This window comes from Streptomyces yokosukanensis, assembly GCF_001514035.1.
Taxonomy (GTDB): domain Bacteria; phylum Actinomycetota; class Actinomycetes; order Streptomycetales; family Streptomycetaceae; genus Streptomyces; species Streptomyces yokosukanensis.
The window spans coordinates 483,042-500,010 of sequence record NZ_KQ948206.1 but is presented as its reverse complement, the minus strand read 5'-3'; the positions used below and the strand labels follow the sequence as shown (position 1 = coordinate 500,010).

At 73.2% G+C, this 16,969-nt stretch carries 16 protein-coding genes; all 16 read right to left on the bottom strand.

Annotated features, from left to right (window positions below; all coding sequences use genetic code 11):
* Positions 1-108: 108 nt before the first annotated feature.
* The 16 genes from AQI95_RS02270 to AQI95_RS02195 all read right to left on the bottom strand — a co-directional run bounded on the left by AQI95_RS02270 (position 109) and on the right by AQI95_RS02195 (position 16,869).
* Complete coding sequence (locus AQI95_RS02270; protein WP_067116315.1) at positions 109-789, bottom strand: response regulator; 681 nt, start codon at positions 787-789, stop codon at positions 109-111.
* Positions 790-875: 86 nt separating this feature from the next.
* Complete coding sequence (locus AQI95_RS02265; protein WP_341849446.1) at positions 876-2,333, bottom strand: sensor histidine kinase; 1,458 nt, start codon at positions 2,331-2,333, stop codon at positions 876-878.
* Between the two features lie 10 nt (positions 2,334-2,343).
* On the bottom strand, positions 2,344-3,663 hold the full coding sequence (locus tag AQI95_RS02260; protein ID WP_067116312.1) for an acyltransferase family protein: 1,320 nt from the start codon (positions 3,661-3,663) through the stop codon (positions 2,344-2,346).
* Positions 3,656-4,660, bottom strand: a complete 1,005-nt coding sequence (locus tag AQI95_RS02255) for an alpha/beta hydrolase (protein WP_425264851.1) — start codon at positions 4,658-4,660, stop codon at positions 3,656-3,658. The genes AQI95_RS02260 and AQI95_RS02255 overlap by 8 nt, the downstream gene beginning before the upstream one ends.
* Before the next feature lie 440 nt (positions 4,661-5,100).
* Positions 5,101-5,991, bottom strand: coding sequence for an alpha/beta hydrolase (locus AQI95_RS02250; RefSeq protein ID WP_067116306.1), 891 nt, complete (start codon positions 5,989-5,991; stop codon positions 5,101-5,103).
* A 215-nt stretch (positions 5,992-6,206) separates the two neighbouring features.
* The gene (kynU, locus tag AQI95_RS02245) at positions 6,207-7,418 is read right to left on the bottom strand and encodes a kynureninase (RefSeq protein ID WP_067116303.1); all 1,212 of its coding nucleotides are present in this window, start codon (positions 7,416-7,418) and stop codon (positions 6,207-6,209) included.
* The gene (locus AQI95_RS02240) at positions 7,411-8,259 is read right to left on the bottom strand and encodes a tryptophan 2,3-dioxygenase family protein (RefSeq protein WP_067116300.1); all 849 of its coding nucleotides are present in this window, start codon (positions 8,257-8,259) and stop codon (positions 7,411-7,413) included. Before AQI95_RS02240 ends, kynU begins: the two co-directional genes overlap by 8 nt.
* A 151-nt stretch (positions 8,260-8,410) precedes the next feature.
* Positions 8,411-8,824: a DUF3151 domain-containing protein gene (locus AQI95_RS02235; RefSeq protein WP_067116297.1), complete on the bottom strand. Its 414-nt coding sequence runs from the start codon at positions 8,822-8,824 to the stop codon at positions 8,411-8,413.
* 80 nt (positions 8,825-8,904) lie between these two features.
* Entirely contained in the window at positions 8,905-10,356 is a 1,452-nt protein-coding gene (locus AQI95_RS02230; protein ID WP_067117024.1) for an MFS transporter, read from the bottom strand.
* 90 nt (positions 10,357-10,446) lie between these two features.
* The gene (fbaA, locus tag AQI95_RS02225; RefSeq protein ID WP_067116294.1) at positions 10,447-11,469 is read right to left on the bottom strand and encodes a class II fructose-bisphosphate aldolase; all 1,023 of its coding nucleotides are present in this window, start codon (positions 11,467-11,469) and stop codon (positions 10,447-10,449) included.
* 142 nt (positions 11,470-11,611) lie between these two features.
* The gene (pyrE, locus tag AQI95_RS02220; protein ID WP_067116291.1) at positions 11,612-12,160 is read right to left on the bottom strand and encodes an orotate phosphoribosyltransferase; all 549 of its coding nucleotides are present in this window, start codon (positions 12,158-12,160) and stop codon (positions 11,612-11,614) included.
* Positions 12,161-12,170: 10 nt separating this feature from the next.
* On the bottom strand, positions 12,171-12,977 hold the full coding sequence (locus AQI95_RS02215) for an aldose epimerase family protein (RefSeq protein WP_067116288.1): 807 nt from the start codon (positions 12,975-12,977) through the stop codon (positions 12,171-12,173).
* Between the two features lie 106 nt (positions 12,978-13,083).
* Positions 13,084-13,890 carry an SRPBCC family protein gene (locus tag AQI95_RS02210; RefSeq protein WP_067116285.1) on the bottom strand — a complete coding sequence of 269 codons (807 nt, stop codon included), beginning with the start codon at positions 13,888-13,890 and terminating at the stop codon, positions 13,084-13,086.
* Between the two features lie 54 nt (positions 13,891-13,944).
* Complete coding sequence (locus AQI95_RS02205) at positions 13,945-15,582, bottom strand: polyamine aminopropyltransferase (RefSeq protein WP_067116282.1); 1,638 nt, start codon at positions 15,580-15,582, stop codon at positions 13,945-13,947.
* Positions 15,583-15,661: 79 nt separating this feature from the next.
* A complete protein-coding gene (locus AQI95_RS02200) occupies positions 15,662-16,213 on the bottom strand; it encodes a DUF2617 family protein (RefSeq protein ID WP_067116279.1) in 552 nt (183 codons plus the stop codon).
* Between the two features lie 320 nt (positions 16,214-16,533).
* Positions 16,534-16,869: a hypothetical protein gene (locus AQI95_RS02195; RefSeq protein ID WP_067116276.1), complete on the bottom strand. Its 336-nt coding sequence runs from the start codon at positions 16,867-16,869 to the stop codon at positions 16,534-16,536.
* Positions 16,870-16,969 lie beyond the last annotated feature (100 nt).

Below are 16,969 nucleotides of genomic sequence, written 5' to 3'. Positions count from 1 at the left end.
GTACAGAACGGTATGCGGGGGCGGGGGTCGCGGTCGTCACCTTGCAGAGGGGTCCTCGGGGGTCCCCCTCAGGTACTACGGGTCGCCCCGCAGGGGGTCACCGAGACGTCAGCGGCCGCCGGGGCGGACCAGGCCGGACTCGTAGGCGAAGACCGCCGCCTGGGTGCGGTCCCGCAGGCCCAGCTTGACCAGGATGCGGCCGACGTGGGTCTTCACCGTCTGCTCGGCCACGACCAGCCGCTCGGCGATCTCCGCGTTCGACAGGCCCTGGGCGATCAGTGCCAGCACCTCCGTCTCCCGCTCGGTGAGATCGCCGACGCGCTGCTTGAGCGGGGCCCGGCGGCTGCCGTCCAGGCGGGAGAACTCGGCGATGAGGCGGCGGGTGACACCCGGCGCGAGCAGGGCGTCGCCCGCGGCCACGACCCGTACCGCCTCGGCCAGCTGGGCCGCGGAGGCGTCCTTGAGCAGAAAGCCGGAGGCCCCGGCCCGCAGTGCCTCGTACACGTACTCGTCCAGGTCGAACGTGGTGAGCACCAGCACCTTGACGACCGGCTGCTCGGTGGTGATGCGGCGGGTCGCCTCGATGCCGCCGAGCTCGGGCATGCGGATGTCCATCAGCACCACGTCCGGGGCCAGTTCGGCGGTCTGGGCGATCGCGTCCACGCCGTCCACCGCCTGCCCGATCACCTCGATGTCGGGCTGGGTGTTGAGCAGCACGGTGAAGCCCTGCCGGACCATCTGCTGGTCGTCGGCGATCAGTACGCGGATGGTGCCGGCACCGCTCGTCATGGGACCTGTTCTCCTGTCGGGGGCTCGAAGATGTGCGGATCGAAGCTGTACGGATCGGATACGAGGAAGGCGGCGGGGGCCGCGGGTCAGGGCGGCGAGGGGGACGCGGGCTCGGCCGGCTCGGGGGCGCCGCCGCGGGGGAGGAACGCCGTCACCACGAAGCCGCCGTGCCCGGCCGGTTTCGCCTCCAGGCGCCCGCCCAGCATCGCCGCGCGCTCCCGCATGCCCAGCAGGCCGTGACCGCTGCCCGGGGACGGCTGGACCGGACGGCTGGGGCGGGTGTTGGTGATGCTCAGGTATATGCCGCCCGGCAGATGGGAGATGTCCACGTGGACCTTGGCGCCCGGCGCGTGCCGCAGGACGTTGCTCAGGGCCTCCTGGACGATCCGGTACGCGGACAGCTCCACGCCCGGTGAGTAGCCGCGCGGGTCTCCCTCCTCGGCCTTCACCACGTCCACGCCGGCCGCCCTGGTGTTCTCCAGCAGGGCGTCCAGCCGGGCGAGGTTCGGCTGCGGGGCGTGGGGCGCCGGGCCGGTGCCGGGCGCGGGCAGGCCCGGGGAGTCCTCGACGGCCTCCGCCTCGTCCGGGTTCTCGGACCGCAGGACGCCGAGCACACGGCGCAGTTCGGTCAGGGCCTCCAGCGCGTTGTTGCGGATGCCGTCGAGGTTCTCCTTCAGCTCCTGCGACGGGTTCTCCACCAGGTGGGGGGCGACCTGGGCCTGGATGGAGATCACCGACATGTGGTGGGCGACCACGTCGTGCAGCTCCCGGGCGATACGGCTGCGCTCCTCCAGCAGCGTGCGGCGGGCCCGCTCCTCCGCGGTGATCGTCGTCTGCTGGACCAGTTGCGTACGGGCCACGCTGCGACCGCGCAGGAGGGTGCCGATGACGGCGGCGACGGCGAACAGGGCGAGGGCGTCGAGTCCCGTCGCGGAGTAGCGCTGCGCCCCGATGCCGCCTTCGACGGCGGCGGTCGTCAAAGCGGTCGCGCCGAACGCCGCGAGGGTGCCGCGAGGGCGTACCCGCAGGGCGAGGAGCAGGAGGACGACCACGTGGGCGAGCAGAACGGGTGTGGACCAAGGCCAGTTGGGACTCGGGAGCTGCGGAGAGTCCAGCTTCGGGCGGGCCAGCATCGCGGTGGTGATGGCCACGACCAGGGACAGGGCCCACGCGGGGACCGGGCGCCACAGGGCCAGGACGACGGCGGTGGCCTGCAGGAGCGTGCTCGACAACGCCACGGCGCCGGTGAAGCCGTAGCTGTGGGACAGCTCCTCGGCGCCGGCGAGGGCGATGCCGAGGGCCACGTAGACGACAAGGACATAGGTGAGCAGCCGCAGCCAGCGGTACTTCGAGAAGGGGGGCGACTGGGGCGAGGGCACTGCGCCCAGCCAGGCGCGGAGGCGGGCGGCACGGGACGGGGTGGCGGGACCGGTCTCCGTCTCGGTCTCCGTCTCGGTCTCGGTCTCGGTACGGGGGGTCGGTGAGGTCGCGCGCCCGGCGTCGCCGGAACGACCGGTCGGGTTCTCGGGATCCGCGGACTTCACGGACGTCACTCTATGCATGGCGCGAGGGCCTCGCCGGGGGCACATGACGGCGGATCACCTGCGACGAGCGGTGCCGGGGGCGGGCGGGGCCCTGCTCGTGGTGCCGGAAGGCCGCCCAGCACAGCGCCAGGACCGAGAGGAAGACGGGGAGCCACACGAGGCGGGACGCCACCCAGGCGACGGAGTCCGGCGAGGTGTGCAGGCCGGGCAGCCGGCCCGCCAGGAGGCCCATGGCCGTCGTGGCCATCATGGCCGTCTGGTGCCAGAGGAAGATCGTCATCGCGGAGAGGTTGACGAAGGCGATCGCCGCCCAGGCCAGGGGCCGGGCCATCGCGCGGCGCAGGCGGTCGCGGAGCAGGAGGGCGAGGCCGCACTGGGCCAGGCCGAAGGTGACGGCCGCCAGGGTCGGAGGGTTGAGGTTGGACGTCGCCGCCCCGGGGACGCCGACCATGGACGCCGGATAGCCCGCGCAGGTGATGAGCAGGGCCGTGGCCGCCGTACCGCCGAGCAGCAGGACGAAGGCCGAGCGGCGGCTGCGCAGCTCGCCCCGGGCCCAGGCGGCGCCCAGGGCGTACGGGACCAGCCAGCCCGCCGCCAGGTTCACCCAGCCGAGCCAGGACGGGCCGAGGTGCAGGCCGAAGCGGAGAACGTCCACGTGCAGGACGACGGCGAACGGCCACAGGGGGTTGAGGCGCGCGACGAGCGGGGTGACGGCGGTGAGCCCGGCGAAGACCAGGAGGAACCACAGCGGGGACAGCGCCAGCTTCAGCAGCGTGTGGACCGTGGACAGCGGTGCGCCGGTGAGCAGGAGCGTCACGGTCGTCACCGACCACAGACCGAGCAGCGCGGCCACCGGACGCAACAGGCGGGCCAGACGGGCACGCAGCCAGGAGGCGTAGCTGTCGCCTCTGGCGCGGGCCGAGGCCAGGCTGTGCGTCGCCACCTGGCCGCCCACCAGGAAGAACACTGCCAGCGTCTGGAAGAGCCAGGAGACCGGGGCCAGCCAGGGCATGTGCTGCAACGGGCTCGCCGTATGCAGACCGCCGTCCCGTGCGACCAGGGCCGTCACCAGCCAGTGGCCGAGGACGACGCCGAGGATCGCGAACGCGCGCAGGGCGTCGAGCGCGCGGTCCCGGGATGCGGGCGTGGCGGCGTCGACGCGCCGGGCGGCTCGGCGGAGGGCTCGCAGGGCGGTGGCCGGGGTGAGGGGGGAGCGCGTGCGCCCCGGGACGCCGGAGGCGGGAGTGGCAGCGGGAGTGGTGGGGCTGAAGGCCGGGGGGCGGGGGGCGCGCGGACGGGTACGGCGGACGTGGGCGGTCTGCTCAGGCACGGGTCACCTCCGAGGTCTCGCCGAGGGTGATCCGGGCCAGGTTGGCGAGGGAGGCCGAGCCCGGGGTGAAGTAGCCGCTGTGGTCGGCGTCGGCCGCGTCGAAGACCCGGGCGCCGAAGGCGCGGGAGACCGGGTCGGTGCCGAAGCCGATGGTCGTGCCGAAGAGGTGGACGCGGGTGTGCGGCACCCGCCGGATCCAGTCGTCTGCGCCGCGGGCCGCCCAGACGCGGGCATCGGTGTGCAGGGCCGCGGCCGAGTCCGCGCCGGTACCGGGGCTGCCGACGAGGGCGATGTCGTCGGCGTCCAGGCCGGGGGCGGCACGGCCGCAGACGACCGTGCCGTAGGAGTGGCAGAGCAGGGAGAGATGCGCCTGCGGCTTGGTCGCGGTGCGCAGGTGGCTCACGAAGGCGCGCAGCCGGGGAGCGGCCTCGTCGGCCCGGGTGGTCGTGGTCACCGTGGTGCTGACCGTGGCCGGGGGTTCGTAACCGAGCCAGGAGATGACGGCGGCGGTGGTGCCGTGGGGGGCGCGGTGGGTGAGGTCCGTGTACAGGGCCGCGGCGGCCTTGTGGAAGCGGGCGTAGGTGTCCAGGGAGGTGTCCGAGCCGGGGACGAGGACCGCGATGTGGTCGGCGTGGGCGAGGTCGCCGAGGACCTCCGTGGCCTGGCCGGCGCCTCGGCCGTCGAAGGCGAGGAGGTTTCGGCCCGGCCCGGCCAGGGCCTGGTCGGCGGCGGCACGGTGGGGGTCGCCGTGCGCGGCGGCCATGTGGGCGGCGCGGGCGGCGTCGGCCCGGTTGGCCTCGTAGGTGGTGTGGAGGCTGGTGGCCGTGAGCGGGGGGAGCGCGGCGGGGGTGGGGGCGGGGATCTGGGGGCGGGCCGCACCGGAGAGGGGGGCGGCGATGGCCGCGGTGAGGAGGGCGGCGAGGAGGGTGCGGCGCCAGGTTCCGATGCGGGTGCGGGAGGTCTTCGGCGGGGTTCGCCTCTCCGTCCCCCGCACCAGCCGTGACCGTTTCGTCGTCGAGTGCGGGTGGCCCCCGCGCGACGGATTCGCCGTCGGCGACTGCGGCTCCGCGGAGGGGGAATCAGCGCCCGCCGACCGCTGCCGGCCGCCGGAGAGGGGTGTCGGGGGGTGCGGGTGAATGGGGTGGCGGATGGGCCCCATGGTCGGGTTCCTTTCAGATGGCCCGGCCATCGGGCTTCTCTGACAAGGAAATTAGGGACCGGGGCCTGTCGTCGGCGTCCCGCCAGGGAGCTGTCCTGCGAGGTAGCTCTCAGGTACTACGGGTATCACCGGGGCCGACCCGCACGGGCCGCACCGCCCACTCCACCAGGCCGGTCGTCACGGCCGACCGTCAGGGCCGGTCGCACGGACCGACCTCCAGAGCCGATCGCACGGGCCGATCCCCGGAGCCGGTCGCCGGAACCGGTCGCCGGAACCGACTACCAGGCCAGTTGGGCGATCTCCTCGGCCACCACCGCGCACGCGTCCGCCGCCGGGTCGATCAGGGGGAAGTGTCCCACGTCCTCCAGCAGGGTCAGGCCGACCACCTCGCCCGCCTTCGCCGCCGCCGCCGCGTAGGACTCGGCCACCGCCTGCGGCACCTCCGCATCCGTACGCCCCTGGACGAGTGTCGTCGCGATGCCCGTCGGGAGGAGCAGGACGGGGTCGGCGAAGGGGCGGCGCTCGGCGAAGGTGCCGTGGCCACCGAGGAGTTGCAGGCTCGCGTTGCCGCACACGTCGAGCTTCTCCGCCACCTCGAGGTCCGCGATCGGGGCGAGGGCGACGACGCCGCGCAGCGGGGCCGGCCGCTCGGTGCGCCAGGGCGAGTCCGCGGGCAGGACGTGGCGGGCCGCGGCCCACAGGGCGAGATGGCCGCCGGCCGAGTGGCCGGTGAGAACGGTACGGCGCGGGTCGGCCTGCGGGAGCGCCTCGCGGACGAGGGCGGGCAACGCCTCCAGGGCGGCCGCGACGTCGTCGAAGGTGTCGGGCCAGCGGCCGGCCGGAGGGGTGCCGTCGCCCGCGTTCTGCTCGGGGATCAGGGGTGCGCCGCCGCGCCGGTACTCGATGTTGGCCACCGCGAAGCCCCTGCGGGCGAGATAGTCCGCGAAGGGGGTGATGTGCCGGCGGTCGTGACGGGCGCGCCAGGCGCCGCCGTGCAGGACCACCACCAGGGGAACGACCGCCTCCGGGGCGGCTCGGGGGGCGTAGAAGTCGATCACCTGGTCGGGGTGGGCGCCGTACGCGGAGGTGGCATCGGGGTCGACCGGAGGATGCGCGAAGGCCGACTCCTCCTCGGCGGCGGCGCGGGCTGCTGCGGCGTCGTCCGGCATGCTCCAACCTCTCAGCGATGGAACGTGTTTGGCGTGTGGCGGACCGGGTGAGGAATTTTCGTTCGCCGTTGGCGGGACGGTATCAGGCCAGTGACGTGCGAGGGCATGGGGATGTGACGCAGAGTCAGGGATAAACGGTTCTGTGGACCGTTCGCAGGAGAGGGCTCCCCGGAGCCGGGGAGCCCCCTCCCGCCGCTACGCCGTCTCCTCGCGCTCTACGCCAGTTCCTCGCTCAGGATCCGGGCCGCCCGCTCGGTCTCGGCGAAGGAGACGTACAGCGGGGTGAACCCGAAGCGGAGGACGTCGGGGTGGCGGAAGTCGCCGACGACGCCTCGGGCGATCAGGCGGCGCATCACCTCGCCGGCGTCCGGACAGCGCAGGGCGACCTGGCTGCCGCGTTCCTCATGGCGTTCCGGAGTCACCGACTCGACGCGTCCCGGTTCGGTGTACGCCCGCACACAGCGCAGGAAGAAGTCCGTCAGCGCGAGGGACTTGGCCCGCACGGCACCGACCCGGACGCCGTCCCAGACGTCCAGGGCCGCCTCCAGGGCCAGCATGGAGAGGATGTCCGGAGTACCCACGCGGCCCCGCGAAGCGCCCGGCGCCGGGGCGTACGACGGGCTCATGCCGAACGGGTCGGTGTGGGAGTTCCAGCCGGGGAGGGGGGAGTCGAAGCGGGGCTGCAGCTCCTCGCGAACGTAGAGGTACGCCGGTGAACCCGGGCCTCCGTTCAGGTACTTGTAGGTGCAGCCGACCGCCAGGTCGACCCCGTGCTCGTCCAGGCCCACCTCCAGCGCGCCCGCGCTGTGGCACAGGTCCCAGACCGCGAGCGCGCCCGCGGCGTGGACGGCGGCCGTGAGGGCGGGCAGGTCGTGCAGGCGGCCGGTGCGGTAGTCGACATGGTTGAGGAGGACGGCCGCCGTGCGCCCGGTCAGGGCGGCGGGCACCTCGGCCGGGGTCACCTTGCGCAGGGTGCGGCCGGTCAGACGGGCCGCGGACTCGGCGATGTAGCCGTCCGTGGGGAAGGTCGTGGCGTCGACCAGGATCTCGGTCCGGTCCTCGCCCGCCATCCGTACCGCCGCCACAAGTGCCTTGAAAACGTTGACACTTGTGGAGTCGCCCACGACGATCTGCCCGGCCGCCGCGCCCACCAGCGGGGCGATGCGGTCGCCGATCCGCTCGGGCGCGGTCCACCAGCCGCTCTCGTCCCAGGAGCGGATGCGCAGTTCGCCCCACTGGCGGCGGACCACGTCGGCCACCCGGTCGGGTACGTGGGCGGGGAGCGCGCCGAGCGAGTTGCCGTCCAGGTAGATCCCCGCGGTGCCGGCCGCGTGCTCGCAGGCCTCATCGAGGACGAAGCGGTCCCTGAGCGGTGCCAGTTCGTCCGCCGCGTCCAGCTTCTCCGCCTGCAGTGCCAGTTCAGACATGGGACCTCGCCGTCCACAGCTCGGGGAACACGTTCTTGCGGGCACGCTTCTCCAGCCAGGCCACGCCGGCCGAGCCGCCGGTGCCGGTCTTGGCGCCCATCGCGCGGCGGGTGGCGACCAGATGGTCGTTGCGCCAGCGCCAGACCAGTTCGGCCACGTCCGACAACGCCTCGCCCAGGCGGGCGAGTTCGGTGCTCTGGTCGCCCGAGTAGATCTCCGCCCAGGCGGCCTCGACGGCGTCGGAGGCGTCGTAGCGCTGGGAGACGTCCCGGTTCAGGACGGGGTCGGGGATCGTGTGGCCGCGGCGCGCGAGAAGGTGGACGACCTCGTCGTACAGGCTCGGTTCGTGCAGCGCCTTCTCCAGTTCCGCGTGGGCCCGCGGGGCGCCGCGGTGCGGGACGAGCATGGACGCGGACTTCTCACCGAGCAGGAACTCCATGCGGCGGTACATCGCGGACTGGAAACCGGAGCCGTCGCCGAGGGCGGAGCGGTAGGAGTTGAACTGGGCCGGGGTCAGCTGGCCGAGCGGCTTCCAGGAGGCGTTCAGGGCTTCCAACTCCCGTACGGAGCGCTTGAGCGCGGCGACGGCGGTCGGGACGTCGTCCGAGCGCAGGGCGTTCGCGGCGGTCTCCCACTCGTGCACGATCACCGTGAACCACAGCTCCATGACCTGGGTCGTCACCAGGAAGACCAGCTCTCCGGGGTCGTCGGAGAGGGTGTGCTGGAGATGGGTGAGCACGTCCGCCTTGACGTAGTCCTCGTACGGCGTCGTGCCGGCGAAATCGAGATGCGGGGCCTCGGGCTCAGCGGCTTGGGGAAGGGGTTGAGCCTGTTGGGACATCGCTGTCTCCTGTTGTTGCTCCGGGTAGCGGTCCGCCCCTGCCGATTCCGGCACGGGGGCCCCGGTCCCCAAGCGGAATCCTCCGCAATCCCATGGGATACGGCAAGGCCCGTCTGCTGCCAGACGGGCCACACCGGGAATCCCGTAGGGGTCAGCCGAGGGTCTGGGCGGCCGTCTGCGAGGAGTCCTTGAGGAACTGCGAGCAGCGCTCGTACTCCTCCTGCTCGCCGATCGCCTGCGCGGCGCGGGCGAGGGCGTGCAGGGCACGCAGGAAGCCGCGGTTCGGCTCGTGCTCCCAGGGGACCGGCCCGTGGCCCTTCCAACCGCTGCGACGCAGGGCGTCGAGGCCGCGGTGGTAGCCCGTACGGGCGTAGGCGTACGACTCCACGACCGCGCCACGCTCGAACGCATCGTCGGCCAGCTGGGCCCAGGCGAGGGAGGAGGTGGGGTACTTGGCGGCGACGTCCGCGGGGGCGGTGCCGGCCGCGAGGAGTTCGCGGGGCTCCGGGTCGTCGGGGAGATGGGTCGGGGGCGGGCCGCCGAGGAGGTTTTCGTGAATCGTCATGAGGTCCAGTTAACTGTACGGCCGACGGCACTGCAGCTCCCTGGGGTCGCGGCCGGAGGCCGAGACCGCCGACCGCCCCCCTACCTGCCCCGCCCCTCCAACGGCGGAGCCGTCACGCTGCCGTGGGTACGGCACTCCGGGTGCCGGCAGCCCGGGGCCGGCCGGCGGACCAGGGTGAAGGCCAGTGCCGAACCCAGCAGCAGCGTCCCCGCGCACATGGGCATCGCCCGGTCGAACGCCGCGTCGAAGGCCGCCGGGTCGCGATACGCCTCCGGGCCCATCCCCGCGAGCAGCGGCAGCGCCGCGACCGCGATCAGGCCCGCCGCCCGTGCCGCCGCGTTGTTGATGCCGCTGGCCAGCCCGGCGCGCGCGGTGTCCACGGAGGCGAGGACCGTGGCGGTCAGGGGCGCCACCAGGGTCACCATGCCGGCGCCCATGACCAGCATGGCCGGCAGCACGTCGGTGAGGTAGTCGGCGTCCTTTCCCACCCGCAGCATCAGCAGCATCGCCGCCGCGCTGAGCAGCGGGCCGACGGTGAGCGGCAGGCGCGGGCCCGTACGGTCCGCGAGGGCGCCGGAGCGGGCGGAGAAGAGCAGCATCAGGGCCGTCGTCGGCAGCAGGGCCGTACCGGCCGCGAGGGGCGAGTAGCCCGCCACCACCTGCAGCTGCAGCGCGGTGAGGAAGAAGAAGCCGCCGAACGCCGCGTACACGCACAGGGTGACCAGGTTGACGGCCGTGAACTGGCGCGAGGCGAAGATGTCCGGCGGGAGCATCGGGTCCGGGCGGTGCCGTTCGACGTGGACGAAGGCCACCGCCGCCGCCAGGCCCGCGGCCCCGGTCAGGGCCACCGCCCAGGAAGCCTCCCTGGCCTCGACCAGCGCGTACGTCAGCAGGGCCAGGGCGAGGGCGCCGAGCACCGCGCCGAGGACGTCGAAGCGGGCGTGCCGACGAGGGTCCGCCGACTCCGGGACGTGCCGCAGCGCGACCGGTACGCACAGCAGGGCCAGCGGGACGTTCAGCAGGAACACCCAGCGCCAGCCGGGGCCGGCCACCAGCCAGCCGCCCAGGAACGGGCCGACCGCCGCGCCGATCCCGCCGAAGCCGGACCACAGGCCGACGGCCCGGCTGCGGTCGTCGGGGTGGAAGGAGGCCTGGATGATCGCCAGCGACCCCGGGGTCAGCAGGGCGCCGCCGACGCCCTGCAGCGCCCGCGCGGCGATGAGGATGCCCGAAGTCGGCGCCATACCGCACAGCAGGGACGCCGTCGCGAACCACACCACGCCCAGCACGAAGATCTTCCGGCGGCCGTAGTAGTCCCCCAGCGAGCCGCCGAGCAGGATCAGACCGGCCAGCGTGACCATGTACGCGTTGACCGTCCACTGCAGCGCGGCGAGGCTCGCGCCCAGGTCGCGGCCGATGCGCGGCAGCGCCACATTGACGACGGTCGAGTCCAGCAGGGCCATGCTGGAGCCGAGGATCGTCGTGAGCAGGATCCACTTGCCCTGGGGCGAGGCGAGCCGAACGTCGGGCATGCTCACAGGTATACCGCCGGGCGGCGGAAAATGCGGCGGACCCGGCGCATGGACAGCGCCGGGCCCGCCGGGGAAGAACGGACGTGCCGCTTACTTGATCTTGTTGCCCGCCGAGCGCAGGTTCTGCGTGGCCTCAAGGACACGCGCGGCCATCGACGCCTCGGCCAGCTTGCCCCAGGTGCGCGGGTCGTAGGCCTTCTTGTTGCCGACCTCGCCGTCGACCTTCAGGACGCCGTCGTAGTTCTCGAACATGTGGGCCGCGACCGGACGGGTGAAGGCGTACTGGGTGTCCGTGTCGAGGTTCATCTTCACGACGCCGTTCTCCAGCGCGGTCAGGATCTCCTGCTCGGTGGAGCCGGAGCCGCCGTGGAAGACGAAGTCGAACGGGGAGGCCTTGCCGAACTTGGCGGCCACGCCGTCGTTCAGCTCCTTCAGCAGGTCGGGGCGGAGCACGACGTTGCCCGGCTTGTACACGCCGTGCACATTGCCGAAGGAGGCGGCCAGCAGGTAGCGGCCCTTCTCACCGAGGCCGAGGGCCTCGGCGGTGCGGATCGCGTCCTCGACCGTCGTGTACAGGGAGTCGTTGATCTCGTGGGAGACGCCGTCCTCCTCACCGCCGGTCGGGGTGATCTCCACCTCCAGGATGATGTTGGCGGCGCGGGTGCGCTCCAGCAGCTCCTGGGCGATGGCGAGGTTGTCGGCGAGGGTCTCGGCGGAGCCGTCCCACATGTGGGACTGGAACAGCGGGTTCCTGCCGGCCTTCACCCGCTCCTCGGAGACCGCGATCAGCGGACGTACGTACCCGTCGAGCTTGTCCTTCGGGCAGTGGTCGGTGTGCAGCGCGATGTTGACCGGGTACTTCTCGGCGAGGATGTGCGCGTACTCGGCGAGGGCGACCGCGCCGGTCACCATGTCCTTGCTGTACTGGCCGCCGAGGAACTCGGCACCGCCGGTCGAGATCTGGACGATGCCGTCGCTCTCCGCCTCCGCGAAGCCGCGCAGCGCCGCGTTCAGGGTCTGGCTCGAGGTGACGTTGATGGCCGGGTAGGCGAACTTGCCTGCCTTCGCCCGGTCGAGCATCTCGCCGTAGACCTCGGGGGTTGCGATGGGCATCTGTCCGCTCCTTGTGTTGCGGGTTGGGTTGCTGCGTTACGGCCCTGACCTAGACCTGGGGGGCGACGTCATCGTCGCGCCCATCTTTCCAGACCTGGCGCCTCGGTAGGCGCACCGGTCAAGTCCAGGTCAAACCGCCCGGTCAGTCCAGACCCAGTTCATCCTTCGAGAAGGCGAAACGGTACGGAACGCCCGCGCCGGCCTCGATCTTCTCGGCGGCGCCGGTGGCCCGGTCCACGATGGTCGCGACGGCGACGACCTCGGCACCGGCCTCGCGCACGGCCTCCACGGCGGTGAGCGGGGAACCGCCGGTGGTGGAGGTGTCCTCGACGACGAGCACACGCCGCCCCGCGATGTCCGGGCCCTCCACCCGTCGCTGCAGGCCGTGCGCCTTCGCGGCCTTGCGGACGACGAACGCGTCGAGCTTCTTCCCGCGCGCGGCGGCGGCGTGCAACAGGGCGGCGGCGACCGGGTCGGCGCCCATGGTCAGGCCGCCCACCGCGTCGAACTCCAGGTCCGCGGTCAGGTCCAGGAGCACCTGGCCGACGAGCGGGGCGGCCTCGCCGTCGAGGGTGATGCGGCGCAGGTCGACGTAGTAGTCGGCCTCCAGACCCGAGGAGAGGGTCACCTTGCCGTGCACCACGGCTTTGTCCTTGATCTGCTGCAGCAGCGCGCCGCGTACGTCCGTCATGCCGACCAGCTTAAAGGCGCCGCCAGCTCCAGGTCGTCGTCGCCTCCAGCGGCTCCAGCGGGGTGACCAGGCGAGGAAGGGTGTTCAGGCCGTTGGGCGGGCCGGTCTGCGGCTCGACGCACACGGCCTCGGCCTGCTCGTCGTAGACGACCACCCACTCCTCGCGGCTGGTCACCTTCAGTTCCAGCTGCCCGGGCCAGGTGAGGGCGACGTCGACGCCGTCCGGCATGCCGAAGCAGTCGTCCCAGGGGCCGGGCCCGGGGGCGATCCGGTTGCCGGTCGGCAGATGGTCGTCGCCGCGCTCCTCCTGCCAGGCGGGCTTGAAGTCGAGCACCACGTCCGCACCGACCGCACCGTCCTCGCCCGCGAGGGTTCGGTTGAACCAGGGGTGCCAGCCGATCTGCGCCGGGAAGGAGTCGTCCCGCGCCTCCACCGACATCGTCAGCGTCAGGCTGTCCTCGGTGAGCGTGACGACCTGGGTGACGCGGCCGTGGTGCGGCCAGGGCTCCACCAGGTCGTACGTGATCACCGCCTCGTTGTCCGCGACGCGCGCGACGTTCCAGGCGCCGTCGCGGGCGGTGCCGTGGATGGCGTGCGGCGGGGAGTTGAGCGGCATCTGGCGCGCGGTGCCGCCGTCGAGGAAGCGGCCCTCCCGGATCCGGCCGCACCAGGGCACCATCGGGAAGCAGCCGTAGCGGTCCCCCTGCCTCAGCAGTTCGAGGGAACCGACCCGGAGGCCGGAGACACGGCCGCCGTTCTCGGGGGCGACACGTACGGTCGCGTCGCCTGCTGTCAGCGTGATGTCTTCGTTGCTCACGGGACGACACTACTGGGGGACCGGCCGGGCCTTCGGCGCGGGCGCGTCGTGGTTACTCGCGTGGTTCCTCGCGCCGTTCGCCGCACCCGTCGACGGGCGCCTCCGCTCAGCGGCGTCTGCGCAGTGCCCTGCCCACGACGATCGCGGACGCGAGGGCCAGTGCCGCCGCCGGGGCGGCCCAGCGCAACGCCGATGTCGCGCCGACCGTCTGGGGTGCCGGGACGGGGGCGTAGCGACCGCGCGGCGGGGCGTGGTCGACCTCCTCGGCGCTGCGGCCGATCATCGTGCGGCGCGCGTGCGCGGCCTCGGCGGGCGGCTCGCCGGTGTCGGCGAAGTCGTCCGCGAGGCGTTCGGCCGCCGGGTCCAGCGAGGGCGCGGGCACCTCGGTGTCGAAGACGGAGGTGTGCCCGGCCTCGGACTCCGGCCCCTCCCCCTCCTCCTGACCCTGACCCTGCTCCTGTCCCTGCTTCTCCCCGATCGCCCCGCGCTCCTCCGGAAGCGCCGCCAGGCCTTCCACGAAACGGGTCAGCAGGCGGGTCGCCGCCGTGCTCACCGCGTCCGCCGGCAGCTCCGCGACACGGCCGTCCGCGTCCGCCGTGCCCTCGACCGTGACCGTCGTACCGCCCTCGGTGGCCGCGAGGCGCAGGGTGAGGGCGAGCTTCACGGCGCCGGTGCCGCGGGCCTCGACCGCGTCGCCCTCGACGGCGTACGTGCCGTCCTCGCGGGCGACCACCCTGGCCGTGCCCCGGTAGGTGACGGAGTGTCCGCCGACGCGCAGCTTCAGACGTCCGGCGACGGGCTCTGCACCGGCGTCCTGGTGCAGACCGGGAACCGCCCGCGCGACGCGCGCGGGATCGGCGAGGGCGTCCTTGAGCGGCTCGAGCGGGACCGGGACGAAGACCTGGTGCTCCATGTCCGCTGAGCCTACCCAGGTGTGACCGGAACGTACCCTCCCCTGACCGGCTCGTCAGTACCGGGGATGCACCAGCGTGGACGCCGGCAGCCCGCCGATCCGTGTCCGCCCCGCCGCCCTGCCGTCCGCGGTCAGCTCAGCCTGCGTCAGCGTGCGCGGGTGCCAGGGCCCCAGCCGCAGCGAGGGCGGTGTGCGCCCCGGCCTCGCCAGCAGGAATCCCCAGTCGTGCGGGGCGCTGGACCTGCCCGCCGAGCGGTCGGGGCCGGCCGGGAAGCCGGAGTCGTGGCCGAGGACCCGGTAGGGGGAGCCGGCGAAGCCCGCCGCGCGCAGGGTCGCGGCGACCGTCCAGAAGCAGCGGGGGCGGGTGGTGACGGACCCGGCGTGCACGACGAGCCGGCCGCCGGGGGCGAGGACGCGGCGGGTCAGGCCGTAGAACTCCTGGGAGTACAGCTTGGTGCTGGCGGTGATGCCGGGATCGGGCAGGTCGGCGATCACGACGTCGTACGCGGCGGTGGGCGCCCCGCGCAGCCAGCCGAGCGCGTCGGACGTGGTGGTGTGGACGCGCGGGTCGTCGTAGGAGTGGCCGTTGACGGCGGTGAGGCCGGGGTCGTGGCGGGCCAGGCGGACCAGGCCCGCGTCGAGTTCGACGATGTCGACGCGGCGCACCCCGGGCCGGCGCAGCACCTCGCGGGCGGCCAGGCCGTCGCCGCCCCCGAGGATGAGGACGCGCGCGTGCGCTCCGCCGGACAGCGCGGGGTGGACGAGGGCCTCGTGGTAGCGGCGTTCGTCGCGGCCGCCGACGCGGAGCCGACCGTCGAGGAAGAGGTCGAGGGGCCTGCCGTCGGTGCCGCCGGCGAGGACGACCTCCTGGACGTCGGTCTGCTCGGCGACCCGGACGTCCTTGCCGTAGACGGCGTGCCGGGCGGCGCGTTCGAAGTCGCCGACGAGGGCGGCGGCGGCGGCGAGGACGCCGAGGACGACGAGGCCGCCGAGGAGCAGGGCCCAGCGGGCCCGGCGGGTCAGGTCGCGGCGGAAGAGGCCCAGCACCAGGGCGCCGCCCGCGACGACGTTGACCGTGCCGGTGAACAGCGCGCCCGTCAACTGGCCGAGGAACGGCAGCAGGAGGAAGGGGAAGGCGAGGCCGCCGACCAGCGCACCCACGTAGTCCGCGGCGAACAGGTCGGCCACCGCGCCGCCCGCGTCCTGGTGGCGGATGCGCTGGATCAGCTCCATCAGCAACGGGACTTCGGCGCCGATGAGCAGGCCGATGGCGAGGGAGAAGGCGACCAGCAGACAGCGCGGGCCGTCGGCCCACATCCCGCCCCAGCCGCCGGTCCAGGCGAAGACGGCGTAGAGCGCCATCGCGCTGCACCCGCCGACCAGCGCGAGGACGGTCTCGATCACGCCGAAGCCTGCCGCCGCGTGCCAGCGCAGCCGCTTGGCGCCGAGGGAACCGATGCCCATGGCGAACACCATGACGGACAGCACGACGGAGGACTGGGTGACCGAGTCACCGATCAAGTACGAGGCGAACGCGACGAGTTCGAGTTCGTAGACGAGCCCGCAGGCCGCGCAGACGAAGACACACGCGAGGACCAGGAACCGCCCGGTGCCGGGCCGGACGGGCAGCCGGGCGGGGCCTGCCCAGGAGGGCGGGGCGCCCGGGGGCGCGGGGGCGTGCGGTTCGATCACGGTGCGACGTTACGTCACACACTCGGCACGCCTTGTCACCCACACGTGTGGAACTGGGGGCAGTTGACATCCTACGGGTTTATGTCCGCGCGGAGCGCTCGGCACGGTCGCCCGGGTCCCCCGTCGGGATCCGGGCCCCGACCCGGGTCCGGGTGGCGACCAACTGCCCGTCCTGCGGGTAGGCGTGCCAGGTGCGCCAGTGCACCTGACCCTCGTGGTATTGGGCCAGCATCGCGGTGAACGCGTGCGGACTGCCGGGGAAGACGCCCGCGAGACCGTGCGGATGCTCGGAGACCAGAGCCAGCAACTCCTGTGCGCGGCCCGCGAACGAGCCGGGTGTGAGCACCTCGACGCGCGCGGCGAACTCGTACTCCCAGTCGCCGACCCGCTTGGCGACGCCGAGCGGCAGCGGGGTGCTGGAGCCGGGGATGCACGCGACCGTCTCCGAGCAACTGCCGTGCTGCTCCTCCAGCAGCACCTGGTGGGATGCGCCGAGCAGGCGCAACTGGAGCTTGGCACCGGTGAGTTCCAGGTCGAGGGCGGCCAGGGCGGGCAGCGGCTCGCGCCCGAGGGCCCAGGCTAGGTCGGCAGCGCGCGTATCGGTGTAGGAGGTGTTCAGGGTCGTGAGCATGGATCGGCTCCGCATTACACACGATGAGGGGGAGATCGGCCATGTCAGCCCAGCCGGCTCGGCCGGGGTGGGGAGTCTCAGGGACGTCCGAGGGGCTGCGTTGGCGACTTAGATCGAATCATGAACAGAGGCACCCCCACAGCGCTTTTACCCAACTTCGCCGGGTTTCCATCCCTCCGAGGGCTCCACAGCTCAACTGTTCAACCATGTCGTGCGCCGGGCGCGGAAATTGCACGGCGAGCGCCCGCCGGCTGCCTTCCCCGGCGGGCGCTCGAGTGCGGCCCGGATACGGTTCCCCCGACGAGCTCAGCTGCCCCGTGTCAGCTGCCTCCCCCGCATCCGCCCCCGCCGCCGCAGGACGAACCTCCGCCGCAGGAGGAGTGGCCTCCGCAGGAATGGCCTCCGCCGCAGGAATGGCCGCCGTGATGACCCCCGTGGTGCCCGCCCGACGAGCCGGAGTCGACGGTGCCCGCCCACCAGCTGCTGGAGCTGTCGGACACGGACGACGAGGACGACGAGCGGGACGACCGGGACCGGCCGCCGCTGCCGCGCTTGCCGAGCGACACCGTGCGCTGCCGGTCCCTGGCCCGGCCCGCACGCGCCGCGAGCAGCACGACCGTACCCACGATGAGGATGAAGACGATGCCGGCGACCATGGCGTCACCCTCCTTCCGTTCCCCCGAAGCGGCCCCCCGTGGACCGCGGTGCCCGAGGGATGCCCGGCCGCCCGGAAACTCAAAGCAGAGTTGAGGAACT